29 protein-coding genes and 1 tRNA gene are annotated in these 26300 nt (G+C 63.5%); 14 read left to right on the forward strand and 16 right to left on the reverse strand.

Annotation, left to right across the window (positions count from 1 at the left end):
• Both dcd and KBY99_RS09675 read right to left on the reverse strand, forming a co-directional pair.
• Complete coding sequence (gene dcd, locus KBY99_RS09670; RefSeq protein WP_254998831.1) at nucleotides 1-594, reverse strand: dCTP deaminase; 594 nt, start codon at nucleotides 592-594, stop codon at nucleotides 1-3.
• Nucleotides 594-1244, reverse strand: coding sequence for a cob(I)yrinic acid a,c-diamide adenosyltransferase (locus tag KBY99_RS09675; protein WP_254998834.1), 651 nt, complete (start codon nucleotides 1242-1244; stop codon nucleotides 594-596). The genes dcd and KBY99_RS09675 overlap by 1 nt, the downstream gene beginning before the upstream one ends.
• A gap of 308 nt (nucleotides 1245-1552) precedes the next feature.
• On the opposite strand from KBY99_RS09675, the gene ntcA reads away from it, so the two are divergent.
• Genes ntcA through KBY99_RS09690 form a run of 3 tightly spaced genes read left to right on the forward strand, consistent with a single transcriptional unit; the run spans nucleotide 1553 to nucleotide 3931 of the window.
• Nucleotides 1553-2218 (forward strand): global nitrogen regulator NtcA, encoded by a 666-nt coding sequence (ntcA, locus tag KBY99_RS09680; RefSeq protein ID WP_409996557.1) that lies wholly within the window; start codon nucleotides 1553-1555, stop codon nucleotides 2216-2218.
• A gap of 34 nt (nucleotides 2219-2252) precedes the next feature.
• Nucleotides 2253-3470, forward strand: a complete 1218-nt coding sequence (locus tag KBY99_RS09685; protein WP_254998836.1) for a DUF3084 domain-containing protein — start codon at nucleotides 2253-2255, stop codon at nucleotides 3468-3470.
• Nucleotides 3467-3931: a resolvase gene (locus KBY99_RS09690; RefSeq protein WP_254998837.1), complete on the forward strand. Its 465-nt coding sequence runs from the start codon at nucleotides 3467-3469 to the stop codon at nucleotides 3929-3931. The genes KBY99_RS09685 and KBY99_RS09690 overlap by 4 nt, the downstream gene beginning before the upstream one ends.
• Nucleotides 3932-3937: 6 nt before the next feature.
• Here KBY99_RS09690 and KBY99_RS09695 read toward each other — a convergent pair whose 3' ends face one another.
• From KBY99_RS09695 to psbH, 4 genes are read right to left on the reverse strand one after another with little or no spacing between them, the layout of a single operon-like run.
• Nucleotides 3938-4195 (reverse strand): DUF3146 family protein, encoded by a 258-nt coding sequence (locus tag KBY99_RS09695; protein WP_106632284.1) that lies wholly within the window; start codon nucleotides 4193-4195, stop codon nucleotides 3938-3940.
• 4 nt (nucleotides 4196-4199) lie between these two features.
• The gene (gene pth / locus KBY99_RS09700; RefSeq protein ID WP_254998838.1) at nucleotides 4200-4829 is read right to left on the reverse strand and encodes an aminoacyl-tRNA hydrolase; all 630 of its coding nucleotides are present in this window, start codon (nucleotides 4827-4829) and stop codon (nucleotides 4200-4202) included.
• On the reverse strand, nucleotides 4813-5109 hold the full coding sequence (locus tag KBY99_RS09705) for a TatA/E family twin arginine-targeting protein translocase (RefSeq protein WP_254998840.1): 297 nt from the start codon (nucleotides 5107-5109) through the stop codon (nucleotides 4813-4815). The genes pth and KBY99_RS09705 overlap by 17 nt, the downstream gene beginning before the upstream one ends.
• Nucleotides 5109-5309 (reverse strand): photosystem II reaction center phosphoprotein PsbH, encoded by a 201-nt coding sequence (gene psbH, locus KBY99_RS09710; protein WP_094559148.1) that lies wholly within the window; start codon nucleotides 5307-5309, stop codon nucleotides 5109-5111. Before psbH ends, KBY99_RS09705 begins: the two co-directional genes overlap by 1 nt.
• Nucleotides 5310-5431: 122 nt before the next feature.
• Here psbH and psbN point away from each other — a divergent pair, with 122 nt between their 5' ends.
• A complete protein-coding gene (gene psbN, locus KBY99_RS09715) occupies nucleotides 5432-5584 on the forward strand; it encodes a photosystem II reaction center protein PsbN (RefSeq protein WP_106632281.1) in 153 nt (50 codons plus the stop codon).
• A 3-nt stretch (nucleotides 5585-5587) separates the two neighbouring features.
• Here psbN and KBY99_RS09720 read toward each other — a convergent pair whose 3' ends face one another.
• Nucleotides 5588-8545 (reverse strand): alpha-mannosidase, encoded by a 2958-nt coding sequence (locus KBY99_RS09720; RefSeq protein WP_254998842.1) that lies wholly within the window; start codon nucleotides 8543-8545, stop codon nucleotides 5588-5590.
• 114 nt (nucleotides 8546-8659) lie between these two features.
• Between KBY99_RS09720 and KBY99_RS09725 the strand changes: the two genes are divergently transcribed.
• Both KBY99_RS09725 and KBY99_RS09730 read left to right on the forward strand, forming a co-directional pair.
• A complete protein-coding gene (locus KBY99_RS09725) occupies nucleotides 8660-8779 on the forward strand; it encodes a photosystem II reaction center protein I (protein ID WP_006172424.1) in 120 nt (39 codons plus the stop codon).
• A gap of 145 nt (nucleotides 8780-8924) precedes the next feature.
• Nucleotides 8925-11339 carry a DUF3769 domain-containing protein gene (locus KBY99_RS09730; RefSeq protein ID WP_254998844.1) on the forward strand — a complete coding sequence of 805 codons (2415 nt, stop codon included), beginning with the start codon at nucleotides 8925-8927 and terminating at the stop codon, nucleotides 11337-11339.
• Here the strand turns inward: KBY99_RS09730 and KBY99_RS09735 are convergent.
• The 6 genes from KBY99_RS09735 to KBY99_RS09760 all read right to left on the reverse strand — a co-directional run bounded on the left by KBY99_RS09735 (nucleotide 11326) and on the right by KBY99_RS09760 (nucleotide 17315).
• Nucleotides 11326-11940 carry a 3-isopropylmalate dehydratase small subunit gene (locus KBY99_RS09735; protein ID WP_254998846.1) on the reverse strand — a complete coding sequence of 205 codons (615 nt, stop codon included), beginning with the start codon at nucleotides 11938-11940 and terminating at the stop codon, nucleotides 11326-11328. The genes KBY99_RS09730 and KBY99_RS09735 overlap by 14 nt on opposite strands.
• 8 nt (nucleotides 11941-11948) lie before the next feature.
• Complete coding sequence (leuC, locus tag KBY99_RS09740) at nucleotides 11949-13364, reverse strand: 3-isopropylmalate dehydratase large subunit (RefSeq protein ID WP_254993295.1); 1416 nt, start codon at nucleotides 13362-13364, stop codon at nucleotides 11949-11951.
• A 28-nt stretch (nucleotides 13365-13392) separates the two neighbouring features.
• A complete protein-coding gene (locus KBY99_RS09745; RefSeq protein ID WP_254998848.1) occupies nucleotides 13393-14673 on the reverse strand; it encodes a competence/damage-inducible protein A in 1281 nt (426 codons plus the stop codon).
• Nucleotides 14674-14677: 4 nt separating this feature from the next.
• A complete protein-coding gene (locus KBY99_RS09750) occupies nucleotides 14678-15775 on the reverse strand; it encodes a glycosyltransferase family 4 protein (protein ID WP_254998849.1) in 1098 nt (365 codons plus the stop codon).
• Nucleotides 15776-15839: 64 nt separating this feature from the next.
• Nucleotides 15840-17129: a serine hydroxymethyltransferase gene (gene glyA / locus KBY99_RS09755; RefSeq protein ID WP_254998851.1), complete on the reverse strand. Its 1290-nt coding sequence runs from the start codon at nucleotides 17127-17129 to the stop codon at nucleotides 15840-15842.
• A gap of 112 nt (nucleotides 17130-17241) precedes the next feature.
• Nucleotides 17242-17315 (reverse strand) — tRNA-Arg (locus tag KBY99_RS09760).
• A gap of 64 nt (nucleotides 17316-17379) precedes the next feature.
• Between KBY99_RS09760 and KBY99_RS09765 the strand changes: the two genes are divergently transcribed.
• From KBY99_RS09765 to KBY99_RS09775, 3 genes are read left to right on the forward strand one after another with little or no spacing between them, the layout of a single operon-like run.
• Entirely contained in the window at nucleotides 17380-17619 is a 240-nt protein-coding gene (locus KBY99_RS09765; RefSeq protein WP_106632274.1) for a hypothetical protein, read from the forward strand.
• A complete protein-coding gene (locus KBY99_RS09770; RefSeq protein ID WP_254942928.1) occupies nucleotides 17616-17906 on the forward strand; it encodes a DUF3181 family protein in 291 nt (96 codons plus the stop codon). Before KBY99_RS09765 ends, KBY99_RS09770 begins: the two co-directional genes overlap by 4 nt.
• A 24-nt stretch (nucleotides 17907-17930) precedes the next feature.
• A complete protein-coding gene (locus tag KBY99_RS09775; RefSeq protein ID WP_254935140.1) occupies nucleotides 17931-18191 on the forward strand; it encodes a cytochrome-c oxidase in 261 nt (86 codons plus the stop codon).
• Here KBY99_RS09775 and murJ read toward each other — a convergent pair.
• Nucleotides 18188-19813 carry a murein biosynthesis integral membrane protein MurJ gene (murJ, locus tag KBY99_RS09780; protein WP_254998853.1) on the reverse strand — a complete coding sequence of 542 codons (1626 nt, stop codon included), beginning with the start codon at nucleotides 19811-19813 and terminating at the stop codon, nucleotides 18188-18190. The genes KBY99_RS09775 and murJ overlap by 4 nt on opposite strands.
• Before the next feature lie 73 nt (nucleotides 19814-19886).
• Between murJ and sfsA the strand changes: the two genes are divergently transcribed.
• From sfsA to KBY99_RS09800, 4 genes are all read left to right on the forward strand, one after another.
• A complete protein-coding gene (sfsA, locus tag KBY99_RS09785) occupies nucleotides 19887-20654 on the forward strand; it encodes a DNA/RNA nuclease SfsA (RefSeq protein WP_254998855.1) in 768 nt (255 codons plus the stop codon).
• 16 nt (nucleotides 20655-20670) lie between these two features.
• Nucleotides 20671-21378, forward strand: a complete 708-nt coding sequence (locus KBY99_RS09790; protein ID WP_254998858.1) for a GAP family protein — start codon at nucleotides 20671-20673, stop codon at nucleotides 21376-21378.
• A 37-nt stretch (nucleotides 21379-21415) separates the two neighbouring features.
• A complete protein-coding gene (locus KBY99_RS09795) occupies nucleotides 21416-22612 on the forward strand; it encodes a 4-hydroxy-3-methylbut-2-enyl diphosphate reductase (RefSeq protein WP_254998921.1) in 1197 nt (398 codons plus the stop codon).
• Nucleotides 22613-22758: 146 nt separating this feature from the next.
• Complete coding sequence (locus tag KBY99_RS09800; RefSeq protein ID WP_409996558.1) at nucleotides 22759-23421, forward strand: DUF1997 domain-containing protein; 663 nt, start codon at nucleotides 22759-22761, stop codon at nucleotides 23419-23421.
• Nucleotides 23422-23470: 49 nt separating this feature from the next.
• Here the strand turns inward: KBY99_RS09800 and KBY99_RS09805 are convergent, their stop codons facing one another.
• Both KBY99_RS09805 and purH read right to left on the reverse strand, forming a co-directional pair.
• The gene (locus KBY99_RS09805) at nucleotides 23471-23935 is read right to left on the reverse strand and encodes a DUF4079 domain-containing protein (RefSeq protein WP_254998924.1); all 465 of its coding nucleotides are present in this window, start codon (nucleotides 23933-23935) and stop codon (nucleotides 23471-23473) included.
• Nucleotides 23936-24030: 95 nt separating this feature from the next.
• Nucleotides 24031-25590 (reverse strand): bifunctional phosphoribosylaminoimidazolecarboxamide formyltransferase/IMP cyclohydrolase, encoded by a 1560-nt coding sequence (gene purH / locus KBY99_RS09810; RefSeq protein WP_254998860.1) that lies wholly within the window; start codon nucleotides 25588-25590, stop codon nucleotides 24031-24033.
• Nucleotides 25591-25645: 55 nt separating this feature from the next.
• On the opposite strand from purH, the gene KBY99_RS09815 reads away from it, so the two are divergent.
• A complete protein-coding gene (locus tag KBY99_RS09815) occupies nucleotides 25646-26275 on the forward strand; it encodes an alpha/beta hydrolase (RefSeq protein ID WP_254998861.1) in 630 nt (209 codons plus the stop codon).
• Nucleotides 26276-26300: the final 25 nt, after the last annotated feature.

Below are 26300 nucleotides of genomic sequence, written 5' to 3' on the forward strand. Positions count from 1 at the left end.
CTAGATACGCGCCAAGGTAACCCGTTCGGGCTGATGCTGGTACTTACCAGCCCGATCTTGATAGGTTGTCTCACAGGGATCGCCCTCAAAAAAGAGCAGCTGACAGATTCCCTCATTTGCATAAATACGGCAGTCAGCACCCGAAGAATTACTGAACTCCAGGGTGAGGTGACCCTCCCAGCCGGCTTCCGCTGGCGTCGTATTAACAATGATGCCTAGCCGGGCGTATGTGCTCTTACCCAGGCAGATCACCGTGATATTTGATGGCACCTTCATCTTCTCCAGTGCCACTCCCAAGCCATAGGAATGGGCTGGCAAGATAAAATAAGATCCATCCTCGTCATGGCGCAGGGGAGCGGGCTCGAGGTTTGCCGGATTGAACCGCTTGGGGTTCATCACGGTGCCAGGCACATGCCGAAAGATCAAAAATTCCTTAGCCGACAACCGCAAGTCGTAGCCATAGGAAGAGCAGCCGTAGCTGAGCACCGGCGAGCCCGTCGTCTCGGGATCGAGGTGGCGCACCAGGGTCGACTGAAATGGCTGCAACATTCCTGCCCCAGCCTGCTCGTTGATCCAGCGGTCGTTCTTCAGCATCAGAGGCCTCGGCGCAACTGGGTGACCTGATCAGCCATGGCCATCAACTCAGGAGTCATGGCTGGCCCTGTCAAAATGACATCTAAATGGGCTGGTCGGCGCTCCAAGGTTGCCAGCACTTCAACCTGCTCGATGTAGCCCAGCTCCACAGCCAAGCCCAGCTCGTCGAGCACCATTAGATCCACCGCACCACTGAGCAGCTGCTCGCGGCTGAAGGCCCACACCTGGCGCACCGCCTCCAACAGTTCGAGCCCCTGGCGGGCAGCTGGCTCTGACAGACAGCCGGGCACTCCGGGCCGCAGCCATTGCAGTCGCCCACACAGCCAGACGCTGCTGCCGAGGCCCTGATCTACGCCTCCCTTAAGGAACTGAGTAACTAGCACCCGGCTGCCCAAGCCGGCACTACGTAGGGCCTGGCTGAGCACGGCACCGTAACTGCCGCGGAAAGGCGCCGTATGGATTTGCAGTAAGCCCTCCGACTGGGCCACCAGCCGCAATGCCGGCGCAGCAGAAGGGGCAGAGGCGGGGGCAGACACGGCAGCCGCCACAGCCAAAGGGCGATGGCCAGAGCGCTGAGGTTGGTGCTGGACCGCCGGAAAACCAGCTCCAGAGGAGGAGGTGAGGCCTGAGACGGGCAAGCTCGCGGTCATGAACAACCTGAATAAGAACCTTGAAAATCGAAAAACAGACCTGGGGCGCCGCGAGCAGCCCATGGCCTCGCGGAGCTGAATGTAGCGGGATTGGGCCGCTCCACAAGCAAACGACACCATCCCTAGTGGAAACATACGTACTGGTGCGCAGGGGGCGCCGACGGTGTCGTCTCAAACCGTGTGTATTGCTACAAGCCGCCCCCCGGGTGATCCTTAGGGTCCCGGCACTTGCCAAGACCTTGATGGTTGGCGCTACCCACGGATTTAGCCGTACCGCCAACACCCCATCGACGGGTGCCCCTGGCGTGATGGGAAGCGCCGGCCAGGGCAACCCCACCCTGTTGGAAGTGATCCGGGGCCTGACCGGCAGCAGTGTCGAGACGATCGAACGGGGCAAGACGATTTTTTTTCCCGGCGATCCAGCTGAGCGGGTCTATCTGCTGCGGCGCGGAGCGGTCCGGCTGTCGCGGGTATATGAATCCGGCGAGGAGATCACCGTGGCCCTGTTGCGCGAGAACAGCCTGTTTGGTGTGCTCTCGCTGCTGACGGGCCAGCGCTCCGATCGCTTTTATCACGCTGTGGCCTTCACCAGGGTCGAGATGGTGACCGCACCAGCCACCTCCGTGCGCCGGGCGATCGAGCAGGACGCCAGCGTGGGCTTGCTGCTGCTGCAGGGCCTGTCTTCGCGAATACTGCAAACCGAAACGATGATCGAAACCCTCACCCACCGCGACATGAGTTCGCGGCTGGTGAGCTTCCTGCTGGTGCTGTGCCGAGATTTCGGCGTTCCCAGCTCGGAAGGTATCACGATTGATCTGCGCCTCTCCCACCAGGCGATTGCCGAAGCGATTGGCTCCACCCGCGTCACAATCACTCGCCTGCTGGGCGACCTGCGCAACGACGGGCTGGTTCAGATCGACCGCAAAAAGATCACTGTGTTTGATCCAATCGCGCTAGCCAAGCGCTTCAGCTGAACGCCAGGGATACTGGGGCCCTCCGGGGACGTATGTGACGGGCTGGCTGCTGATCCTCGCTCTGCTCGCCCTGGGGGGAGTGCTCTCCACCCTGGGCGACCGACTTGGCAGCCTGGTGGGCAAGGCGCGCTTGAGCCTGTTGGGGATGCGGCCCCGCCGCACCGCCGTGTTGATCACGGTGCTCACTGGCAGCCTGATCAGTGCCATCTCCCTCGGCCTGATGCTGCTGGTAAGCGAGCGGCTGCGCACGGGCCTGTTTGAACTCGATCGACTGGAGCAACGGCTGCAAACCAGCCGCAGCCAACTGAGCCGCAGCAACAGCCAACTAGCCAGCAGCCGCCTGCAGGTGGCACGGGCCGAACAGGGCAAACGCGAGGCTCAGACGCGCTTTGAGCAGGCCCAAGCCCGCGCCAGCAAATTGCGCCAAGAGCTGGCGCCACTTCTAGCCCAGCGCAACCAGTTGGAGCTGGAGCGCAGCCGTCTCAGCCAGGAGGTGAAGGGGCGGGATGCGGAAATCCGCCGCACCGAAGCGGAACTAGCCCAGGTGCGCCGCCGGATTAGCGCCGGAGCCCAAGAACTTAAAGACCTGGAGGGCAACCTGATTGCCCTGCGCCGCGGCGACGTGGTGCTCAGCAGCGGTCAGACCCTGGCCAGCGCCAAGGTGACCCTTGAGCGCCCCGAGCAGGCCAAGGAGGTTATCACCGCCTTGCTGCAGCAGGCCAATCTCAACGCCTTCAGGCGGGTGCTGCCCGGCCAGCCCCCCGATCGCCAGATCCTGCTGGTACCCAAAAATGACATCAGCAAGCTGGAAGGCCTGCTCGCCAAACCCGGCAGCTGGGTGGTGAGCATTCTCTCGGCCGCCAACGTGCTGAGGGGCGAGCGACAGGTGCTTGCCTTCCCAGACCTACGCCCCAACCGCCCAGTAGTTAAAGCAGGTGAAGTGCTGGCCAGCACCACGATCGAGGGCGACCTCACAGCCCTGGAGCCGGTTTCGCGGCGACTCAACCTGCTGCTAGCCGCTGCCTATGCCCGAGCCCAGCGCCAGGGCACGTTGGTGGAAGGGCTGCAGTTCGATGCGGCCAGCTTCAAACAGCTGGCCCGGGAGCTGAGCGAGCGCCAGCCGGGCCAGGTTGCCCAACTAGAGGCCCTCGCCATCAACAGCGCCAGCACCGCCGACCCAATTGCGGTGGAATTGCGCTGGGTGGTGGCCCCATCTCCCGCCCAATCGGGGCCGGGCCCTCGCCGCCCATGACGGGCGCTGCGGCGGGCCTGGTGGCAGGCCTAGATCCCGGGCGCAGCAAATGCGGTCTAGTGCTGGCTGATCCTGCCCTTGGCCAGATCCGGCAGGCTGCCATCCTGCCCCCGCAAGCCTGCCTCGCCCTGCTCAAAAGCTGGCAGCAAGTGGGGCTTGGCCAGGTTGTGCTCGGCAATGGCACCGGTAGCCAAGACTGGCGCAGCCGGCTTGGCCAGCAGCGGCTGGCGCTAGCTGTGGTGGATGAGAGCGGCAGCACCCTGGCGGCCCGCGAGCGCTATTGGCAACTGTGGCCTCCTAAGGACTGGAGGCGGCTGCTGCCGGCGGGCTTGCGATTGCCCCCCCGGGATATCGACGATGTGGTGGCCCAGCTGCTGATTGAGCGCTATTGCGGGATGACCCTGCAGCGCAGCAACCAGGAGCTGCTGAGGCAATGGCCGCTGCCGGTCGCCGGAGGCTAAATCGGTTTAAAAACGGGCCCGAACCGTAAAGATGTAGTCACCGCCAGGCTCGAGCTGGTAGTCGACCTTGAGCAGATAACGCAGCAGGGCGTCCTGGATCAGAGCCCTGCCCAAAGAAGGTTCAACGCTGAGTTCACCGCGGTCAAAGGCCCAGCGGAAACTCCATTGGTAGCCGCCCGCACTCACCTCTCCCTCCAGCACCCGCTGGCTGAAGCTCTGGTGCAGCACCCGCAACTGGGCAGTGGTGGAGGGAAGGCGTGCCATCGGCTCAGGCTGCCGCGCCCTGGGGCTGAAAACCGTTGAGTCGGTTGCCAGCCCGCTCCAGGCCGAGGCGCTGGATCAGGCCAATACCTGCCTCCACCTCGCGCAGCACCTCCTCGAGCAGGGGCTGCTCGGCAGGCGTGAAGCGTCCGAGCACATGGCCAACGGTGCGGGCGCGGCGCTCGCCGGGATCTTGGGCGGGGGCGCCAATACCAATACGAAGCCGCGGAAAGTCCTGGGTACCTAGGTGGCTGATGGTGCTGCGCAGGCCGTTATGCCCCCCGGCACTGCCCGTAGCCCGCAGTCTCAACTTGCCGAGGGGCAGGTCCATGTCGTCAACCACCACCAGCAACTGGGCGGGCTCTAAACCAAACCAGTCAAGGGCTGCGCGGATCGAGCGACCACTTTCATTCATGTAGGTCTGGGGCATCAACAGCCTCAGCCGGGCAGGCCCCGAACCCACCTCAGCCACCAAGCCCTGAAGCTTTTGCTGCTGTCGAAAAGATGGACCACCAGCGCAATCGGCTAGACGCTCAAGGGCCATAAAGCCCACGTTGTGGCGAGTACCTGAGTACTTGGCTCCAGGGTTACCCAGGCCCACCACCAACTGCAACGACAACTCAGGCCGCGGGACCATCGAGAGGCTGCTCAATCAGCTCTGGAGCATCAGCCGGGGAGGCGTCAGCTGAAACAAGCTCAGTTGCAGAAACTGCAACTGGGAGGTCAGCCGCAACAGGTTCGGAGGTGGTGATCGCCGTGCGCAGCTCCTTTTCGAATTCAGAGGAGGCCGATTGAAAACCCTTAAGGGTGCGGCCCAGGGTTTTACCGAGCTCCGGCAGCCGCTTTGGTCCGAACACCAGCAGCCCGATAGCGGCAATTACCGCCAGCTCAGGCAAGCCAATGCCAAACACGTTCATCAGCCGAGGCCGTTCCAGTTAACTGTGATGCCCTCGAGCAGCAGGGACTTGTTGTACAGCTGCAGGATGATCAGCAGAAACACCAAGAAGAGCACCATAAAGATGCCCATGACGGGCGTGGTGCCCCAACCGGGAACGACCTTGCCGTACTCAGAGTTGAGTGGCCGCAGGATGTCTCCGAGGCGGGTGCGTTGGGCCATGTCTGCTGCAGCCTCTCGGGCATGGATTCGCTTTAAGTACTGTAAGGGCCTCGCGTACCGCGCCGCGGCTGTCCGTCGAGAGTTGTGACGCAACCCGTCACCTCCATTCCCCTTCCGCCTCCATGGACCCCACCGCCACCACCAGCTCCCCGGCCCTTTCCGTGGCCCTCGCCGTGCTGGCGGTGCTGCTTTCACTCACCGGTTTTGGGGTGTACCAAGCCTTCGGGCCGCCCTCCAAGGGCCTCACCGACCCCTTTGACGACCACGACGACTGAGCCCTAAGCGCTGACCCAATCAGGTCGCACTCGCCAAAAACCCAGGCTCCACGGCGCCAGCAGCCAGGGATCTTCAGAGAGCTTTCCCTGGGTAATCAGAGGCTGATCCAGGCCATCAAGTCGCTCCAGCAGCTGCCAGCGCTCTCCCAGCTCCAGGGAACGGCGGCAAGGGGAACAGTTCTGCACAGTGAGCACCACGTCACCCGACTCCCCTAGCGGCCGGCAGCCCAGTAGCAACAGGCCCTCGCCCAGGGGAGGCAGGGCCTGATGTCGTTTAGGCCGGCCCTGGGCCGCCGCCGGCCGCAGCCATAGCGGTTCCCTGAAGGCCACCGCCTGCTTGGGCACCTGGGCCCGGCACCAGCCTGCTGGGCAGGGCGCCAGGGCCAGCCGCAGGCGCTGCAGGCCGTTATCGGCGCCGGGATCGGGCCAAGTAGGCGCCCGCAGCAGCGACACACCCAACTGCTCCGGACTAGCCGACACCCCCTGGGGCCCATCGAGCAGCACCGCCAAGCCGCCGCCAATAGCCACAGAAGCGATCCAGCTGATCGCTGGCAGCTCCCAGCGGGCCTGCTCGCGGGCAGTGGCCGGCTGGGCTGGCCGTTCCAGCACGCCACCGGAGGTATCTGCCGCCCAGCGCTGGGCCGACTGGGCCAGGGGGATCTCCAGGCGCAGCAGCTCATGGCGCTGGCGCCAGTCGACGCTGAGCACAAGCTCGAGCCATGGGGTATTGGCAAGTAAGCGCCCCTCAAGCCGCACCGCACTTGCCCCGCACTGGCCCCGCCACACAAAACTTGTGCACAGCTCGCCCTGCTCCAGCCAGCTCGGCTCGCCCTGCCACTGCCAGGCCAGCGGATGGTCCCGGTAGCCCGTGGCGATGTCCCAGGCATCCCAAAACTCACCTCGATCGGCAAAACGCCGCCAGGCCAGCGGGCCTGCCAACTGGGGCTGATCCTGGCTATCCCACAGCTGCTCGAGGCCCCGCGGACCCAGCTCAAAACTCACCAAACCGTTGCCGCAGCGCCAGCCCTCTCGCCACACCGGCGCCTCAACCTGAGCTGCCTCAACCTGAGCTGCCTGAGGGGCCGCCGCTGCGACCGTTCGCTCTAGGGGCAGGGCGGCCACGCCCGCCAAGGGCGGCAGCTGCAGCCACTGGCCGCCAGCCCGGGCCGGCTGGGACGGCAGCTTCACACCGCCCCAACTCCAGCAGCCCAACGGCACCCGCAGGCTGCGGGCCCGGGGAGGCAGGGGCTGGAGCTGGGCTACCCACCAACCCACACCCACACCCACGTCCACACCGTCATCTTCACCGTCACCAGCTCCTAGCCAGGCCTGCAGAGCCCGATCCCGTTGCAGGCAGGCGCTGCGACGCGCTGCCCGCCACTGGGGCTCGGCCTGCTCGAACACCTCCGGAATCGAGGTGCCGGGCAAAATGTCGTGAAACTGCTGGAAAAGCAGCGTTCGCCAGTCGACCGTTTCCGGCTCGCCGGCTAGGGCCTGGGCCAGCTCCGCCTCCCGCAGCAGCCGCTCGAGTGTGCGGTTGTGGCGCTTCTGATCAGGGCGCGAGGTGGCGCAGCCGCGATGCAGCTCCAGGTAAAGCTCGTCGCGCCACACCGGCAGCCGGGGCGCCAGCCGCTCGAGGTCAGCCAAATAACCCCGCAAGCTGCCGTGATGCTGGGGAGCAGCCTCAGCTTGCTGCTGCCAGAGCCTCAGCTGCTCGAGCATTTCGGCGCTGGGGCCACCACCGTGGTCGCCCACTCCGGGCAGCCACAGAGCCGAATCAACCCCGGTCGCGCCTTGCCAAGCCAAGCGATAGCGCTCCATCGCCACGGGATCGCCATCGGTGCCGATCGGGGCGTTGATCAGGGCCAGCAGCTCGGAACCGCAGCGGCTGCGCCAGCGAAACAGCCGGTGGGGGAAGGGATTGGTGGCGTTCCAGGCCATTTTATGGGTGCAAAACCAACGCACGCCGGTGCTGCGAGCCACAGCCGGCAGGCCGCTGGCGAAACCAAAGCTGTCGGGCAACCAGGCCAGATAGTGCTCCAGCTCAGGGAAGCTGGCGGCGCTGAATTGCTGGCCCAGCTGAAACTGGCGCAGCAGTGAGGAGCTGCTGATCAGCACGCAGTCGCTCTCCACCCAGGGACCGTTGATCGGTTCAAAGCGACCGGCTGCCACCGCACGCTGCAGGCGGGCGAACAGGGCCGGCCGGTGTTGCTGCAGCCAGGCGTATAGGGCCGGTGTGGAGTGGCCGAAATGCAACTCCTCGAAGCGCTCGATCAGATCAAGAGCAGAGGTGAAGGTGCGCTCGGCCGCTTGCCAGGTGTCGGCCACCGGCCAGAGCCAGGCCAGATCGAGGTGGGCATGGCCCAACACATGAAACCGACCCGTCGGCGGTTCGCCGCTGCGCAGCTGGGCAAGCTCAGCCTTGGTTTCAGCCAACAAATCCACCGGATCGGCTGGATCCAGGGGCTCGAGCTCGAGACGGCTCTCGATCAGGGCACCGTCGTCGTGCAAGGGGCTGCGCAGGCGTAACTCCAGCTCAAGGGCCTCCCCCTGCCACCAGCGCTCGGGCAGCAACCAGCGGCAAGCGGTGTCAAACAGGTCGCCGCCATGCACCGGCACACCATCCACCCGCAGCTCCACCTGGTCGGCCCACCAGCGCAGCACCAGCCGGGCCTGGGCAACGGGCTCTGGCTGCTGCAGCTGCAGCCAGGTCGCCGGGCAAACCAGCCGCAGCCGTAGCTCCCGCCGCTGGCCACCCCGCGGCCAGATCACCAACCCCCGCGCTGCCCAATCCGGACGACATTGCTGGCCCCAAGGATCGTCAAGGGCTGGGCCAAACCGCCCTCCCGCCTGCACGCAGCGCCAGAGTGGTTGGAGATCCCAGCGCGAATGGGTTGGCCGCAAACGTGACTGAATCGTTTCAATCCGTGGGGTCTGCCCTAGTCCTGAGGCCTCAGGCATCGTTGGATGGCAAGCCGAGTCCCATAGGATGATCCCGCAGCTGCGGGGTCGACTAGGCACTTCAACGCGCCTGTCACTCCCTGTCACCCGCTCGCCATTCCCCAAGGCCGAACCATGCTCGCCCTCAAGATCTCGGTTTATTCGGTCGTCTTCTTCTTTATCGGGATCTTTGTGTTCGGCTTTTTGGCCAGCGACCCCAGCCGCACCCCGAGCCGTAAAGACCTGGAAGATTGATCAGCTGGCACTAGGCAGGCAAGATCCTGATTCTGTTTGTGGGATGATCCCCAAAAGGACCTGCTGCGCCTGATTTAATCGTGCCAATTTCAGACACACTTCCTTCAACACTTCGGGCTCAAGAAGGTATTAAGGGCTGATGGATTTGGCTGGCAATTCCCACCGAGTGCCTCTGGGGAAATCGCCTTTAAAAAGGCTCGCTCACCAACTTTTAGCAGCTGCTTGCCTATCCGTCCTATTCGCTCCAGAGTCTCTGGCAGGTGATATTCCCAGCCAGCCTGGGGCAGTCAAAGCCTCTAGTTCCGTTATTCCTGCTCCCAACTTTGCTGTAATCAAGGCCGACCAGCAAGGCTACGACCAGCAACTGGGCCGGTTTGTTGCCACCGGCAACGTAGAAGCCCGCTTCAATGGCTGGCGCCTGCTGGCAGATCGAGTCGAACTGGCAGAAGCCAGCCGCAGTGTCTACGCCAGCGGGCAAATTCGCCTGATCAAAGGAGATCAATACCTACAAGCAAGCCGTCTGCGCTATAGCGAACTAGAAGACAGCGGCGAACTTGACGACGTCTATGGCGTTATCGAGCAGGACACCCTTGCCCGGGACATCAATTTTAAAGAAGTCAATTCTAAAGAGGTCAATTTTAAAGAGGTCAACTCCCCAGATCCCAACGCCAAAACGAACAGTCTGCCGTCTAACTTCAGCCAACCAGCGTTTGCCTGTCCGCCACTCAGCGCAGATCCTGCCAATAGAACGCTGGTGCGGGTGTTGCCACCAGGTCGCAGCAGCCTGCCCACCATGCCAGCGCCAGCCGGCTGCCCTGGCAGTGAGCTCTCGACTCCAGCTCTATCTCTAAATAGGGCACTGGAATCAGTTGCTTTCGGCCCCCCCCAGGCGGGCGGCCCGCAGGCACAGGCGATCTCGATGGGATCTGGGAAACCTGTCGTTAAAGCAACTGAGATCGAGCAGCTGCCAGACGTGGACTCAAAGGTGAGCAACGTGACGTTCCAGCAGAGCTGGAGCACCAGCCTGAAGCTCGACCTGGGAGCCGTTATTGACACCACGGACTCGCTCAACAGCAATGGGCAGGGCTACCGCCCGCCCGCAAACAAAGCGGGCACGATCAGCCGCATTCGCTTTCAAGGAGCCCAGATCCAAATCAGAGGCAACCGCTGGACTGCCGAACAAATTGCTTTTACCAACGATCCCTTCACTCCTGCCGCCTCTTGGAGCCTGGCCCGCAAGGTGGTGGCCGTTATGGATGGGCGCGGCGTGACCCGCATCAACAGCCGCAGCAGCCAGATTCTGCTGGACGGCAAAGTTTCTTTGCCGGCAATCACAAACACAACCATCGGCGCCGAAGAAGCTCGTTTTGCCTGGGATACGGATAAGGAAGATCGAGATGGCTTCTTTATTGGCTACAATATGGAGCCAATAAAAATAGGCAAGCGGGGCAGCTTGCAACTCCAGCCCCAGCTGAATGTGCAGCGGGCCATCGAAGGCCGTACCAGTAGCTATGTGCTTCCTGGACAAAGCCTGGCTAATCCCACCAGCGAACAGACCGCCAAGCTCGCAGATATGTTCGGCCTGCTGGCGGGACTCAACCTGCCCATGGGCTGGCTCTCATTAAATGCTGAAGCCAGCCTGTCTACCCTCAACCCAGACAACTTCCGATCCGGCATCCGCAGCACCAGCCGCCTGACGGCTCCACTCAACCTGCCTGGCCATACAAGCGCAAACGCTGATCTATTTGGATCCTATCGCGAGCGCATTTACAATGGCAGCCTGGGACTTCAAACCGTAGTTTATTCCTATGGCGCCAATCTAGCTGGCAACGTAGTCTTGAATCAGCCCAAGGCTCAGGCTGCCCCCCAAAAAGCTCCCTACTTAGCACCGGTGAATCTCAACTGGGCAGCCCAGTCTGGAGCCTACGAAGCAGCACTATTTGAAACAAACACTCTTGATACTTTATGGCGTAGCTATGCCAACCTGGCAGCAAGCACAACCCTGCAGCTTTGGCAGGGGTCTGCCCTTGATTCCAGCAAAGATCCCAAGCGAGGCTTGCGCTATGCACCTGTGCAGGTAGTACCAGGCCTGGGAATCAACTTCGGAGCCAGTGGCTACACAGCCACCTATAGCGATGGCGCCAACCAAAACACCCTCACCCTGTGGGGCGGACCTTCGTTCACGCTGGGACAGTTTGATCGACCCGTATTCGATTACACCCGCTTCTCCGCCTCAATCGCTGGCACCTTTTTAAATGGAGCCAGCCCCTTTGGCTTTGATCGCACGGTAGATCTACGCACCCTTAGTTTTCAAGCAGCCCAACAGATCTATGGTCCAATTGTGCTGGAAGCTGGTGCCACCTTCAACATTGATAATGGCTCCGAATTCTATGGCGACGTTTCCTATTCCTATGTGGAATTAAAACTGCAACGCCGCTCCTACGAGCTCGGGGTCTACTACAGCCCCTACGACGGCATCGGCGGCATCCGCATCAAACTCAACGACTTTAACTTCAACGGCAATGGCACACCCTTCGTGCCCAAGCCTAGAAGCCGTTGATGTAGGGCAACAATGCAGCGGTGCGAGCCAGCTCGCCGTCGTTGGCCAGCAACTGGGAGGTGGCATCCCATTGCCCAGAAGCCAGCATCTGCTGGGGACCGGACTGGAGTTCTAGCTGCCAAAGCTGCCCCCGGGAGGCTTCCAGGGTGGCCTTAGCCAGCGACAAGCTCAGCTCCTGGCCAGGATCGGCGATCAGCGACTCTTGCAGACTCAGCACGCTGGCGTGAGATGAGGTGAAACAGGGGATTCCCAAGGCCAGACAGTTGCCATAGAAGATCTCAGCAAAGCTTTCCCCCACCACCGCCCGGATGCCCCAGCGCATCAACGCCTGGGGAGCATGCTCACGACTTGAGCCACAGCCAAAGTTGCGGTTCACAACAAGCACAGAGGCTCCCTGCAGCTCTGCTCGATCGAAGGGATGCTCCCCAGAGAGCTCGGCCCGATCATCGGCAAACACCTGCTCGCCAAGCCCATCAAAGGTGACACATTTAAGAAAACGGGCTGGAATGATTCGATCGGTGTCAATGTCGTCACCGGCGATAACAACGGCGCGCCCGCGCACAGCCGAGATAGGGCCAAAGGGAAAGCTGGAGGTGGTCATGGCCGCGGTCATGGCGTGGTGTTAATCATCTGGCGCACATCACACACTTTGCCGGCAATTGCGGCCGCAGCCACCATCGCCGGACTCATCAGCAGGGTGCGGCCGGTAGCCGAGCCCTGGCGACCCTTGAAGTTGCGATTACTTGAACTAGCGCTGATCTGGCGGCCCTCAAGCCGGTCTGGATTCATGGCCAGGCACATCGAGCAGCCGGGCTCACGCCACTCAAAGCCAGCCTCCCTAAATACCTGGTCAAGCCCTTCAGCTTCCGCAGCCGCCGCCACCTGTTCAGAGCCAGGCACCACAAAGGCCTTGATGCCCGGAGCTACATGGCGTCCCTTGGCCACCGCCGCAGCCGCCTGCAAATCGGACAGGCGCCCATTGGTGCAGCTGCCAATGAAGCAAACATCCACCGCTGTGCCTGCAATCGGAGTGCCGGGCTGCAGATCCATGTAGCGGTAGGCCTCCTGGGCCAAGGGCCGCTCATCCGGCTCTGTCTGCTCCATGGTTGGCACCGTTTCATCAACGCCGATGCCCTGGCCGGGGGTGATACCCCAGGTGACTGTCGGCGCAATTGCCGCAGCATCGAAGCGCACCTCATCGTCAAAAACTGCGTCTGCACCACTGGCCAGGCCACGCCACCAGGCCACGGCCCGCTCCCAGGCTTCAGCCTTGGGGGCATAGGGCCGGCCTTGCAGGTAGGCAAAGGTGACGGCGTCGGGGTTGACGTAGCCGCAGCGGGCACCGCCCTCGATTGCCATGTTGCAGAGGGTCATGCGCTCCTCCATCGTCAAAGCATCGATGGCTGGACCGGCAAATTCGTAGGCGTAGCCCACACCACCTTTGACACCCAACACCCGGATGATGTGCAACACCAAGTCCTTGGCATAGACGCCCGGCTGCAGCTGCCCCTCAACCCAAATCCTCCGCACCTTGAGCTTGCCCATCGACAGGCTCTGGCTGGCCAGCACATCGCGCACCTGGCTGGTGCCAATGCCAAAGGCAATCGCCCCAAACGCCCCGTGGGTGGAGGTGTGAGAGTCGCCGCAGGCAACGGTCATACCCGGCTGGGTGAGGCCCAATTCAGGGGCAATCACATGCACGATTCCCTGGCGGCCGCTGCCGAGGCCATGCAAAGGAATGCCGTAGTCGCTGCAGTTGCGCTCGAGGGTGGCGAGCATCTCCTCCGCCAGGGGATCAGCGAAGGGACGCGCCTGGGATGTGGTGGGCACGATGTGATCAACCGTGGCCACGGTGCGCTCGGGGAGTCGCACCGGTAGGCCCAGATCTTTCAAGGCTGCAAAGGCCTGGGGGCTGGTCACCTCATGAATCAGGTGCAAACCGATAAACAACTGGGTGGAACCGCCAGGCAACTGGGCCACCCGATGCAGATCCCAGACCTTGTCGTAGAGGGTGCCGGCACTCACGAAAGGTCCGTTCGACTGAGGCTTAAGCCTAAAGCTGCGCCCAGGGGCTGTCGGCCAGCCGCAGGCGCAAGCGATTGAGCGCTTCACCGCTCGTCAACCGCTGGATCCAAACCCGGCCGCGCGTGGCACCAAAGCGAACTGCCTCGCTGCTGCAACCATCCGGGCCGGCAATGGCGATATGCACAAGTCCAACCGGCTTCTCAGTGCTGCCACCCCCCGGGCCGGCGATGCCGGTCACAGCAATTGCCCAGGTGGCACCAGTTGCACGGCGAGCACCCTCAGCCATGGCAATAGCCACCGGATCGCTCACGGCGCCTTGGCTCTCGAGCAGCGCCGGCGGCACCCCAAGCAAGGCCTGCTTAATCGAGTTGGCATAGGCAATCACCCCACCAACAAAGCCATCAGAGGCTCCGGGCACCCCCGCTAGGGCCGCCCCCAGCCCCCCGCCAGTGCAGCTCTCAGCTACAGCCAGCGTCTCACCGCGGCGGCGCATCTGCTCAAGCACCACACTGGCCAGGCTGTCGTCATCGACGCCGAAGCAGGCCCTACCGGAGCGGGCCCGGATCTGCGCCTCAAGCGGAGCAAGCAGGATCTGGGCTTCAGCAACGCTGCCTGCCCTGGCCGTGAGGCGCAGCTTCACTTCACCGGCGCCGGCGTAGGGGGCCACAGTTGGGTTTTCTAGGGCCAGCAGATCGGCCATCTGCTCAGCCAGAGCCGACTCGGAAACGCCCCAAAAGCGCAACATGCGACTGGCGAACACCCCCTCAGCCAAACCAGCTGAGCGCAGCCATGGCTCTGCGGTGGCAAACCACATCGCCTCCATTTCGCTTGGCACGCCAGGGAAAGTGAGCACCGTGAAACCTGGCTGAATGCCCGGGGCCGCAGGCGGGGTCCAGATCATGCCGGGGGCGGTGCCGGTTGGATTTGGCAACACCGCCGCCCCTGCGGGCAGAAATGCCTGCTTGCGGTTACTGGGGGAACAGAAACGGCCGCGCGCGCCGATACGGGCCTGGATGTCTGTCCAGATCTCTGGGTGCTCCACCAGGGGCGTGTCAAAGGCAGCAGCGATGGCTTCTGTGGTGAGGTCGTCTGGGGTCGGGCCGAGGCCTCCGGTTGTGATCAAAACCCGGCAGCGACCTGCCGCTTCCCGCACCGCGGCCATCAGACGCGTGCGGTTGTCACCAACCACGCTCTGGCGCTGGTGGGCGATGCCCAGGGCCGCCAGCTGCTCCGCCAGCCAGCGGGCATTGCCATTGGTGATGTTGCCGAGCAGCAGCTCGGTGCCGATGCAGAGAATCTCGGCGCTCACAGCCTCAGAGCTCCCGAGTGGCCGCAGGCTGCTGCAAAGCCCGGCGAGTGCTGACCAGCACCCAGATCAGCACCGCAGTAGCCAGGGCAAGCCAGAGAAAGCGCAATTCAGCATTCACCAGCACCAGGGCCAGGGAGCCCAACCACTGGGTGAAGGCATAAATGAGCAACACGGTGCGGCGATGGCTCAGTCCCGTCCTCAGCAGCCGGTGATGCAGGTGGCGCCGATCGGGATAGAAGGGAGAGTGGCCTTCGCTGAGGCGCCCCATGATCACTGCCGACATGTCGGCCAAGGGCAGCGACAGGATCAGCAGCGGTAGCAGCAGGCTGACGCTGGTGAGCCCCTTGGCCGGGCCGACAATGCTGATCGCCGCCAGGGCAAAGCCCAAAAAATAGGAGCCGCCGTCGCCCATGAAGATGCGGGCAGGGTTGAAGTTGTGGCGCAGGAAACCGAGACAGCTGCCGGCCAGCGCCGCGGCCAGCAGGCCTGCAGCCGGCTGATGCAGGCTGAAACTCACCGACAACAAACCCACTGCAGCGATACCGCTCACGCCCGCCGCCAGACCATCGAGACCATCCAGCCAGTTGATGGCGTTGGTGATACCCACCAACCAGATCACCGTTGCCAGAAGGCTGAGCCAATCTGGCAATGGCAGCAGCAGATCAGAGCCTCCCCACCAGCCCATGGGGATCTCGATGTTGCCGATGCGCACGCCCTCGTTCCAAGCAACCATCGAAATGGCCAACTGGCCGGCCAAACGGGGCAGGGGCGGCAGGGCATAGAGATCGTCTGCCAGCCCGATCAAGAAAAAACAAAGGGCGCCAGCCAGGGTGGTCCAGATCAACTGGTCCTTTTCAGCGGGAAGGTTGGCGAACCCCCCCAAGGCCCAGGTGAGACCCAGGGCTGCACTAAAGGCGATAACAATGCCGACCCCTCCAAGGCGCACCATGGGAGAGGTGTGCTGCTTGCGGGAATCGGGAGCATCAACCAATCCCCAACGCAAGCCGAGCCGGCGTACCACTGGCACCACCAAAGCCGTGCACAGAGCAGCAACGACAAAAGTGAGCAAGGCGGCCGCGTTGGGGCTGTAGGCGAGGGTCACTGAACCAGACCGAAGCAAGCCGAAAAATGGCCTTCAGCAACCAGCTTACGGGCGTTGAAGTGGATCAAGCGTGCTGAAGCTCACGCGCTGCTGCGTAAAGCGGGAAGCGCTCACAGAGAGCCGCAACCCGATCGCGGCAGCGCTGCTCAATGGCGCTGTCTTCGGGATTGAGCAGGCGATCGGCGATCACATCGGCCACCTCGCGGAAGGCGGCCTCGTCAAAACCACGGGTGGTGCAGGCAGCGGTGCCCAGGCGCAGGCCGCTGGTCACGAAGGGCGACTGGGGATCGAAGGGCACCGTGTTCTTGTTGGCGGTGATGTGCACATCACTCACCAGCAGGTCGGCCACCTTGCCGGTCATGCCGATGCCGCGCAGATCCAGCAGCACGATGTGGTTGTCGGTGCCGCCGCTCACCACGGCGATGCCGCGCTCCTGGATGCGCTCGGCGAGGGCCTGGGCGTTGGCAACCACCTGCTGGCTGTAGACGCGGAAGCAGGGCTGTAGGGCCTCGCCGAAGGCCACCGCCTTGGCGGCGATCACGTGTTCGAGCGGGCCGCCCTGGCTGCCGGGGAAAACGGCCTTGTCGAACTGCTTGCCGAACTCGGCGTCGCGGCAGAGGATCAGGCCGCCGCGGGGGCCGCGCAGGGTCTTGTGGGTGGTGGTGGTCACCACATCACAGACGGGCACCGGGTTGGGGTGCACACCGGCGGCTACCAGGCCGGCGATGTGGGCCATATCGGCCAGCAGATAGGCGCCCACCTCATCGGCGATGGCGCGGAAGCCCTCGAAATCGATCGTGCGGGGGTAGGCGGAGTAGCCGCAGACGATCAGCTTGGGCTTGTGCTCCAGGGCCAGCTGGCGGATCGTGTCGAAGTTGAGCTGCTGGGTGTCGGGGTCCACGCCGTAGTGCACGGCCTTGAACCACTTGCCGCTCACGTTCACCGGCGAGCCATGGGTGAGGTGACCGCCATGGCTGAGGTCCATGCCCAGGATCGTGTCGCCAGGCTGCAGCAGGGCCAGGAACACGGCGAAGTTGGCCTGGGCACCGCTGTGGGGCTGCACGTTGGCCCAGGCGGCACCAAACAGCTCCTTGGCCCGCTCAATCGCCAGCTCCTCGATCGCATCCACATGCTCACAGCCGCCGTAGTAGCGCTTGGATGGCAGGCCTTCGGCATATTTGTTTGTGAGCACCGAGCCCTGCGCCTCCATCACGGCGCGGGAGGCGAAGTTCTCAGATGCAATCAGCTCCAGGTGGGTTTCCTGGCGCTGCAGCTCCTTTTCAATCAGCCCGGCGATGGCGGGGTCCCCGGCAGCTAGGGACTGGTTGAGGGCAGCACCGCCGGGGTTGGTCATGGTTAAGGGTTAAATCGTCCGATGATCGTAAAGACCGGAGCTGGGCAAGGGATAACTCCATGTCGAAGCCAAGCCACAAAAAAACCGCCCTAGAGCGGTTTTGTGTAAGAAGCGCGCCTGGAGAGATTCGAACTCCCGACCCTCTGATCCGTAGTCAGATGCTCTAATCCGCTGAGCTACAAGCGCATGGGTCCATTTTCACCGCACGGAGGGCCCATCCGTCAAACACCCCGTCCTCGCCTCCCCATCAATGCCCATCCGCTGGTACGGCCCCGCCAACCCCGAAGACCCCACTTACAGGCACTTCGAACGGATCGTGAACCTGACGCTCCACGCCGCCCTATTCGCCGCCCTGAACAGTGGCCTCTGGTTGGTACAGGAAATGCGTCACCCCTGGGCCCACCTCAACTGGCTCAGCCTGGGTTGGTTGGTGGTGTTGCTGGCTCACGCTGGCGCTGTAGTGGTTCTGCGTCCAACCCCCCGGCCATGACCCTCTCCGCCACAGACCTCAAAGAACTGGAACTGGTCCTGGCAGATCGCCTTTATGTGCAAGTTGCCAGTTGGCACCTCTACCTCGGCGACGCCGGCCTGGCCCAGGCCCTAGCGATCGAATGTTCCGCCCGGCTGGACCAGGGGGCGGAGGTGTGCGCACGCCAGGCCCTTGAGGCGGTGCAGGTGCCGATCGGCGCCGGTTCCACCCGGCTGCCCCTGGCTCGGCTGGTGCCCGCCGGCCAGCTGCGGGATCTCGAAGAGGTGCTGGAGCAGTTTTGCCGATAAGGTTGCGGGAACTGGCGACGGGCTGTGCTGGTCATTGAGGTAACCAACGCCCGCGATGTGGTGCGTCAACGCCTGGGTCGCCTGGGCGGACGCCTAATCGGCAAGGTGGTTGACGCCGAGGCCCAGGTTGAAAAAGCCCTGATTCAGGAGCTAGAGACGGCCTTCAAGGAATTCGGCATTGAGGCACGCATCTTTTCGGTGGACGGCCCCCGGATGCTGGGTCGCTCGCACCTGGAGATTCCAGTTCAGGTGCGAGCTGAACGGGACGTTCGCCTCGACCCCTAGCGCCTGGCGCCAATTCGAGGCAAGCGATCCCGCAACTGGTCGGTCAGATCCTTGACCTCTGGCACCTGGGCAAGGCTGGCCACCACGCCATAGATCAACACGCCCACTCCGCCGGCAAAGCTGCACTCCAGCAGCCGGCCCCAAAGACCAGTGGGCCAGGCGACAGTTACTGACACGCCCCAGGCCGCCAGTCCGGCCAGTACGGCAGCACCGAACAGCAGCATGGTGTCGCGCAGCCACAGCCGCAATGGCAGCCCGCCGAGCTTGGTCTGCAGCGCCAGCAGCAAACCCACACAGGTGATCAGATTCACCGCCACGGTGGCGAGCACCAGGCCGGCGGCACCGCAATAGAGGCCAGGCAGCAGCTGGGTAGCGCCGGGCACCGGTCCGCCCACGAAAGCCCAGCAGAAGAGCGCATTCAGCCCGATCCCCGCCATCGACCAGCGGAACGGGGTTACCCCATCTCCGAGGGCATAGAACACCCTCACCAGCACGTCGCGGGCCAGATAGGCGGGCATGCCGATGCCGTAGGCCATCAGCAGGTTGCCCACCAACTCCGCAGCACCGGCATTGAAAGCCCCCCGCTCATAGATCAGCGCCACGATTGGCAAAGCCAGCGCCACCATCAACGCCCCCAGGGGCAGCATGCTGGCGTTGGAGAGCATCAGCCCTTGGCGGATACGACCGACCAGCTCAGGTCGATCGTCCGGGGCCGTCAGCCGGGCATAAACCGGCAGTAGGGGCACCAGCAGGGCATTGGAGAGCAGCCCGAGGGGCGTTTGCACGAGCAGGTTGGCGTAGCCCAGACCCGCCGCCGCCGCCGGGATGCCCGAAGCGAAAAACAGGGACACAAACACGTTGATCTGCAGCATCCCCGAGGAGAGGGTGGCGGGCCCCATCACCTGCAGCACCTCGCGCACACCGGGGTCCCTCCAGTCCCACACCAGCCGAAAGCGTTGCAACCCTTGCCGGGCCAGGGCTGGCAGCTGGATCAGCCACTGCAGCACCGCCCCCAAAGTTGTGGAGCCGGCCAGCACCACGCCGCCAAGCACCGCCGTGGTGGGCAGGGTGATCGCTGCACCGAGCTGCCACCACAGCACGGCGATACCAGCGATCACGGCCACGCTCGAGAGCAAGGGGCTCACCGAGGGCAACCAAAATTCATCAGCAGCATTAAGGGCTCCAAAGCCCAGGCCGATCAGCCCGGCAAATAGAGCCATCGGCGCCATCCAACGCAGCTGCAGTACGGCGATGTCGTGGCGGGTGGCATCCAGGCCCGGTCCCACCAGGGTGATCAGGGGGCCAGCGAACACCAGCAGCAACACCGTCACCCCGAGCAACCCCGCCCCCACCAGGGTGTTGATTGCTGCCAGCACGTAGGCGCCCTCTTGGCGGGGCCGGCGGGCCAGCACGCTCACCATGGCGCTGTGGAAAGGTCCGTTAATGCCGCCCAGCAGGATCAGCAGAAAGCCGGGCAGCACGTAGGCGTAGTTGTAGGCGTCGTAAGCCGCGCCAACGCCGAAGGCTGCTGCAATGGCCTGCTGCCGCACCAAGCCGGCCAACTTGCTGAGGGCAGTGGCCACTGCCACAACCAGGGCAATGCGCCTGAGGGACTTTGCCATCAAGTGGGACCCAAGGCCCGGGAGTTGGCGGCAGTATGGCTGGCCTGCTCCAATCCACCCCACCCCGCCCGCCATGGCCACCTGCGTGCTCAGCCTCGGCCCCCTGGTGGAGGGCACCTTGGTGAAGCGCTACAAGCGCTTCCTGGCCGATATCGAACTAGAAAACGGCGAGCTGGTCACGGCCCACTGCGCCAACACCGGGCCGATGACCGGAGTGCTGCACCCCGGCGGAAGGGTGCGCTTGCGCCACGCTCCTTCCCCCAGCCGCAAGCTGGCCTGGACCTGGGAGCAGGCCCAAGTGCCTGGCGCCGATGGCACGCCCATCTGGGTGGGCATCAACACGGCCCTCCCCAACCATCTGGTGCGGGCCACGATTGAGGCCGGTTGCCTGGAGCCCTGGCTGGGGCCGATCGCAGCCATCCGTGCCGAGGTGCCCTATGGCGAAGGGCGCCGCAGCCGCATCGACCTGCTGCTCACCCCAGCGGAAAACGCCGCCGATCCCAGGCCGATCTACCTGGAGGTGAAAAACACCACCTGGAGCGAAGGGGAGCTGGCCCTTTTCCCAGACACCGTTACTGAACGGGGCCAAAAACACCTGGTGGAGCTGATGGCCCTGCTGCCAGAGAGCCGGTCCGTACTGGTGCCCTGCCTTAGTCGCGGCGATGTGAGCCGCTTTGCCCCGGGCGACGCGGCCGACCCGCGCTATGGCGAACTGTTTCGCCAGGCCCTGGCAGCGGGCGTGGAGGTACTGCCCTGCCGCTACAGCTTCAGCGCCAGCGAGGTGAACTGGCATGGAATTGCGGCTGTGGAAACCCACTGTCCCGCCCTTGGGGCTGGCTAAGCGCCACAATCCCGCGATGCTCCCGTTCCACTGGCTCACCCAGACCATCGCCCTGGGCCTGGGCATTTCCTTCAGCCCACTCAACATCGCTCTGGTGGCCCTGCTGCTGCTGGGCCCCAACCCGCTGCGACGCTGCTCCACCTACCTGGGGGGCTGGATACTCGCCAACGGTGGCGCGCTGGCAGCGGTGGTGCTGGTAGGCAGTCGCTTCAGTTGGGCCATGCAGCTGGGCAGCCGCGGCCAGGTGTTGATGGACCTGATCGGTGCCGGAGCCTTGGTGGCCTTGGGGCTGTTCCAACTAACCCCTGCAGCAGCCATCGGTGAAGAGAGCTGGGCGATGCAACTGATGGGCCAGCTGCCCGAGCTCGACTGGTTTCCCCTGCTCGGACTTGGGGCCGGCTGTGCCTTGGTCAGCCCGGAAAATCTGGTTTTTTACGCCAAGGAAGGGGGCATGTTGCTCACCAACCACACCTCCCTGCGCGGGGATCTGGAGGTGGGTGCCGTATTTGTGGCCATAACCACCTCGCTACTGCTGCTGCCACCACTGGCCTGGCTGCTGAGCGGCGGCAGGTTGCGCCAGCCCCTGAGCCGCCTCAACGACTGGCTTGTGCATCGGGCCGAATGGCTGGTGGGGGTGTTCGCCCTAGTGCTGGGGGTCTATCTGGGCTGGCAGGGAATTGAGGGCCTCCACCAGATGACCCTGGGAGCCGTAGCTCTGACCTAAAGGGCCCATAGAGTTGATTCACCGAGACCTCGACGCTGTGGATACCCGCGCCTTCAAACGCTCCTTACACCACTCGGAGCGTTACAACCGCAGAGGCTTCGGTTTGGGCAATGAGGTGGCAGGCAGCCTGGAGCAGGCCTACCAAAGCGATCTGATCGCCAAGCTGCGAGAAAGCGGCTACTCGCTCGAGAGCGGCCGCCTCACCGTGCGGCTGGCTGAAGCTTTTGGTTTCTGCTGGGGCGTAGAGCGGGCAGTGGCGATGGCCTACGAAACTCGGCGCCACTACCCCACTGAACGGATCTGGATCACCAACGAAATCATCCACAACCCTTCGGTCAACGATCACCTGCGCGACATGAACGTGCTGTTCATCTCCGTGGAAGACGGCATGAAAGATTTTTCGGAGGTTGCCAGCGGTGATGTAGTGATACTGCCCGCATTCGGCGCCACCGTTCAGGAGATGCAGCTGCTAAGCGAGCGGGGCTGCCACATCGTTGATACGACCTGCCCCTGGGTCTCCAAGGTGTGGAACACGGTGGAAAAGCACAAAAAGCACTCCTTCACCTCGATCATCCACGGCAAGGTGAAGCACGAGGAAACCCTCGCCACTAGCAGCTTCGCCGGCACCTACTTGGTGGTGCTCGACCTGGCCGAAGCCCAAATGGTGAGCGAGTACATCCTCGGCAATGGCGATCGGGAATCATTCATGGCCCGCTTTGCCAAAGCCTGCTCGCCAGGCTTCGACCCCGACCGCGATCTGATCCGGGTGGGCGTCGCAAACCAGACCACCATGTTGAAGAGCGAAACCGAAGAGATTGGCCGCCTCTTCGAGCGCACCATGCTGCAGCGCTTCGGCCCCATTGAGCTCAATGAGCACTTCCTGGCCTTCAACACCATTTGCGACGCCACCCAAGAGCGCCAAGACGCCATTTTCGCCCTAGTTGATGAGCCCCTCGACCTGATGGTGGTGATCGGCGGTTACAACTCATCCAATACCACCCACCTGCAGGAGATCGCCGTCAGCCGCGGCATCCGCTCCTTCCACATCGACACCCCCGAGCGCATTGGCCCTGGCAACCGCATCGAGCACATGCCCCTAGGGGGCGAGCTCGAAATCGAGCTGCCCTTCCTGCCCGAAGGTCCAATCCGAGTGGGCATAACCTCCGGGGCTTCCACTCCCGACCGGGTGGTGGAAGACGTGATCGAGCGGCTGATCGGACTCTGCGAGGCCTGAGCAGAACCAAGGTGTCCGGGTGTCACAGCGGGCGGCACTTAGGCCCACCATGGGCTTTACATTGATTAAAGAACGCCTTGAACAAGTCCGGCATCCTGCTGCCAGGGCTGGTCAAATTCCAGGAGTTGCCGTTGTTGCCTTTGTCGTTGTCAACCGCACCAGCCCAAGCGTCGTCCAAGGGAGAGCTGGGCTCCGGTCTGTTGCTGCGCCACAGCGATGATCCAAGAGTGCGGCGCTATGCCAGTGCCTTTGCCGACGTGATGGAAATGCGGGCCAGCGCGCCCGTTGTCTCCGAATACCTCGATCACCACGAGGGTTGGTTTCGCCGTTGCGCTGCCCCGATGACTGTGGAACCCCTCGGCAAGAGGGGCTACGCGCTGACTCTGGGCACCTTTGGCAACTTCGGCTTCGAAGTGGAGCCCACCATCGGCCTGGAGTTGCTGCCCCAAAACCAGGGGCTGTACCGAATTCTGACCGTGCCCCACCCCGGCGGTGATCCCAAGCTTGAAGGGCTTTACGACGTCGAGTTCAACGCCTCGCTGCAATTGGACCAAGCCAATGATGCTGCCGTAGTTTCCAATGATCCCAGGCCCCAAACTTTGGTGCGCTGGGAGCTCGACCTGAGCGTCTGGGTACGCCTACCTGGGGTGATCACCCTGCTGCCTGATGGGCTGGTGCAGTCGAGCGGCGACCACCTGCTCCGTCAGATCGTGAGGCAGATCTCTCGCCGGCTCACCTGGAAGGTGCAGGAAGATTTCCACGGCAGCCATGATCTGGAGTGCCCACCCCGGCGAAGCGCCCAGTTCTAAATCAACTGGGCTGTCTTTCTTACTTGAGACCTAGAAGCGAAGCCAGCACTCAGGCCGGGCGGTTTTCCCAGATTTTGTTGAGGATCTGAAAGCCACTCACCGCCTGCCACAGAAACAGGGTCATCATTGCCATGTTGAGGCCCACATGGACCTTGCGGGCGATCAGATTGCCCTGCTGCATCAGGGAGGTAAGCGACACCGCCAGGGCGATCAAGCAGGTCATGCCAATGCCCACAAGCAGGTGGGGGCCCACAAATAATTTGCCGTTATTGAGGTAGGTAACGGCCATACCGCCGAAGGTACCCAGCACGGTGATCGCCAGGATCAGGCTGCCGATCTGGAAATGGCGCTTGGCAAACTGCCCCTTGATCAGCTGCTTGCGGGTCTCAGGATCTGCGGTGCGGGTTTTCTTGGCCTTGATGCCAAGCAGCATCCCATAGCTGGAGAGGGCCAGCAGAGCCAGCATCAACAGGGGATGGAGGAAGTTGAGGTTGTAGGCGAGGGCTTCGGGCATGGCGTCAGAGGGGGCCAAGGGATGGCTGCGGCAAGTGCCCAGCAGAACAGGACTTATGGAGCGAAACTACAACTCACTGCGCCCCAGCAAGGGCGTTAATGAAGAAAATGACGGCGACCGGTTACCACCATCGCCAAGCCAAGGGCATTGCAGGCAGTGATCGAATCGGCATCGCGCACGCTGCCGCCAGGCTGAATCACAGCAGTGATGCCCTGACCAGCGGCCAGCCGCACGGTGTCATCGAAGGGAAAGAAGCCATCGCTAGCAAGCACCGCGCCCCTGGCCCGATCCCCGGCCGCTTCCAAGGCCAGCCTGGCCGAGCCAACCCGATTCATCTGGCCGGCGCCAATGCCCAGGCTCTGACCACCCTTGGCCACGGTGATGGCATTGGAGCGCACGTGGCGGGCCAGCTTCCAGGCAAAACCAAGGTCGTCGAGCTCTTGGGCTGTGGGCTGGCGTTCGCTCACCACCTGCCAGGCCGCTCCATCAACCGGTTGATCGTCTAGCTCCTGTACCAGTACCCCGCCCAGCAGGGTGCGCAGCTGGCGCTTGGAAGCCAGAGCGATCGCCGCAGGATTCAATTCCAGCAGGCGCAGATTGGCTTTCGTGGCCAGCCGCTCCGATGCCGGTCCATCAAAGCCAGGCGCCACTACACATTCAAGAAACAGGCTGGTCAGCAATTCGGCGGTGGCTAGATCGACCACACAGTTGATAGCCACAATGCCGCCGAAGGCTGAGAGCCGATCGGCGTCAAGGGCCCGGCTGAGGGCAGCGGCGCCGTTGTGGCCGATCGCCACGCCGCAGGGGTTGGTGTGCTTGACCACAACCGCCGCGGGCTGGGCCCCGGGGCCGTAGCCAAACTCCCGCACGGTGGCTAGGGCCGCATCCAGATCGATCAAGTTGTTGTAGCTGAGCTCCTTGCCCTGCAGTTGCACCGCGGCGCCCCAGCCGGCAGCGGGCTCGCTGTGCCAGGTGGCCTGTTGGTGGGGGTTTTCGCCGTAGCGCAAGCTCTGGCGGGCGGGCAGTTCCAGTCGCAGGGGCGCCGCCACCGCTGCTGGGAGCTCGGCTGCGCCGGCCAGCTGTCCCGCAAGCCAGCTGCTGATCGCCGTGTCGTAGCTAGCGGTGTGCTGGAAAGCTTCCAGCGCCAGCTGGCGCCGCAGGGCAGCGCTGATGGCTCCGGTGCGCAGACACTCAAGAAAGGGGCCGTATTGGCTGGGGCTGGTCAGCACCACCACATCGGCGTGATTTTTGGCCGCTGCCCGCACCATTGCCGGTCCACCGATATCGATGTTCTCGATGGCGGTATCGAATGCCACCTCGGGGTTGGCAACGGTTTCTCGAAATGGGTAGAGGTTGACCACCACCACGTCGATCGGCGCAATGCCCTGGGCCTCCAGATCAGCCTGGTGGCTGGGCTCGCAGCGCCGGGCCAGGATGCCGCCATGGATGCGTGGGTGCAGGGTCTTGACCCTGCCGCCCAAGATCTCAGGGGCGCCGGTGTGCTCCGCCACCTTGGTGACCTCAAGCCCGGCCGCCTTGAGGGCCGCAGCGGTGCCGCCACTTGAAATCAACTGATAGCCAGCCTCCAGCAGCCCCTCGGCCAAGGGCACCAGGCCCTCCTTATTGGAGACGCTTAGAAGGGCCGTGGGGGCCATGGCTGCCAAACGTGCAGGTATAAGGGCCAACCTACGCAGCAATCGATCCCCCGCCATGAGTAGCCAAACCAGCCAGCCCAACGACCAACTGATCCGCAGTGGCCCGGACCTGTGCGACCGGCGCCTTGTGCTGCTACACGGCTGGGGAGCGGATGCCGACGACCTGCTGGACCTGGCCGAGGTGCTGGTGGGGCCAGCGGTGAGCGTGGTGGCCCTGCGGGCACCACTGCCGCATCCAAGCGGTAGCGGCCGCCAGTGGTACGACCTGCAACAGCCAAATTGGCCCCAGCTACCTGCCGCGCGAACCCAGCTGCTAGAGCGGCTCCTGGCCCTAGCGGCGGAGGTGCCCCTGCAGCAAACGGCTCTGCTGGGCTTCTCCCAAGGCGCCGCAATGGCCCTTGATGTGGCCACAGCCGGCAGCGGCCTACCCCTGGCCGGCCTGATCGGCTGCAGCGGCTATCCCCATCCCGGCTGGCAACCAACCGCAGCATCCCTGCCCAAAATCCTGCTCACCCATGGCGAACAGGATCCTGTGGTGCCCTACGGAGCCAGTGAGGCCCTGAAAGAGCAGCTGCAACTCGGTGGCATCGACACCGAACTGGTTGGCTTTACAGGCGGCCACACAATCGACGGCTGCCTGTTTCCTGCCCTGCGGAGCTACTTGGCCAGCCAATGGTCATGCTGAACAACCAGCGGCCCACCTGAGTTCC

It is taken from the genome of Cyanobium sp. Maggiore-St4-Cus (assembly GCF_024345615.1).
Lineage (GTDB): Bacteria > Cyanobacteriota > Cyanobacteriia > PCC-6307 > Cyanobiaceae > Cyanobium_A > Cyanobium_A usitatum.

Bases quoted from the DNA above. Each gene is read 5' to 3' on its own strand.
- sfsA (WP_254998855.1), top strand. From the start codon at position 19,887: ATGGCCACCTGCGTGCTCAGCCTCGGCCCCCTGGTGGAGGGCACCTTG.
- dcd (WP_254998831.1), bottom strand. From the start codon at position 594: ATGCTGAAGAACGACCGCTGGATCAACGAGCAGGCTGGGGCAGGAATG.
- KBY99_RS09695 (WP_106632284.1), bottom strand. From the start codon at position 4,195: ATGGCACGCCTTCCCTCCACCACTGCCCAGTTGCGGGTGCTGCACCAG.
- KBY99_RS09675 (WP_254998834.1), bottom strand. From the start codon at position 1,244: ATGACCGCGAGCTTGCCCGTCTCAGGCCTCACCTCCTCCTCTGGAGCT.
- ntcA (WP_409996557.1), top strand. From the start codon at position 1,553: ATGGGAAGCGCCGGCCAGGGCAACCCCACCCTGTTGGAAGTGATCCGG.
- KBY99_RS09770 (WP_254942928.1), top strand. From the start codon at position 17,616: ATGACCCTCTCCGCCACAGACCTCAAAGAACTGGAACTGGTCCTGGCA.
- murJ (WP_254998853.1), bottom strand. From the start codon at position 19,813: ATGGCAAAGTCCCTCAGGCGCATTGCCCTGGTTGTGGCAGTGGCCACT.
- KBY99_RS09815 (WP_254998861.1), top strand. From the start codon at position 25,646: ATGAGTAGCCAAACCAGCCAGCCCAACGACCAACTGATCCGCAGTGGC.
- psbH (WP_094559148.1), bottom strand. From the start codon at position 5,309: ATGGCCCAACGCACCCGCCTCGGAGACATCCTGCGGCCACTCAACTCT.
- pth (WP_254998838.1), bottom strand. From the start codon at position 4,829: ATGGTCCCGCGGCCTGAGTTGTCGTTGCAGTTGGTGGTGGGCCTGGGT.
- KBY99_RS09765 (WP_106632274.1), top strand. From the start codon at position 17,380: ATGCCCATCCGCTGGTACGGCCCCGCCAACCCCGAAGACCCCACTTAC.
- psbN (WP_106632281.1), top strand. From the start codon at position 5,432: ATGGACCCCACCGCCACCACCAGCTCCCCGGCCCTTTCCGTGGCCCTC.
- KBY99_RS09705 (WP_254998840.1), bottom strand. From the start codon at position 5,109: ATGAACGTGTTTGGCATTGGCTTGCCTGAGCTGGCGGTAATTGCCGCT.
- KBY99_RS09805 (WP_254998924.1), bottom strand. From the start codon at position 23,935: ATGCCCGAAGCCCTCGCCTACAACCTCAACTTCCTCCATCCCCTGTTG.
- KBY99_RS09725 (WP_006172424.1), top strand. From the start codon at position 8,660: ATGCTCGCCCTCAAGATCTCGGTTTATTCGGTCGTCTTCTTCTTTATC.
- glyA (WP_254998851.1), bottom strand. From the start codon at position 17,129: ATGACCAACCCCGGCGGTGCTGCCCTCAACCAGTCCCTAGCTGCCGGG.
- KBY99_RS09735 (WP_254998846.1), bottom strand. From the start codon at position 11,940: ATGACCACCTCCAGCTTTCCCTTTGGCCCTATCTCGGCTGTGCGCGGG.
- KBY99_RS09720 (WP_254998842.1), bottom strand. From the start codon at position 8,545: ATGCCTGAGGCCTCAGGACTAGGGCAGACCCCACGGATTGAAACGATT.
- KBY99_RS09790 (WP_254998858.1), top strand. From the start codon at position 20,671: ATGCTCCCGTTCCACTGGCTCACCCAGACCATCGCCCTGGGCCTGGGC.
- purH (WP_254998860.1), bottom strand. From the start codon at position 25,590: ATGGCCCCCACGGCCCTTCTAAGCGTCTCCAATAAGGAGGGCCTGGTG.
- KBY99_RS09690 (WP_254998837.1), top strand. From the start codon at position 3,467: ATGACGGGCGCTGCGGCGGGCCTGGTGGCAGGCCTAGATCCCGGGCGC.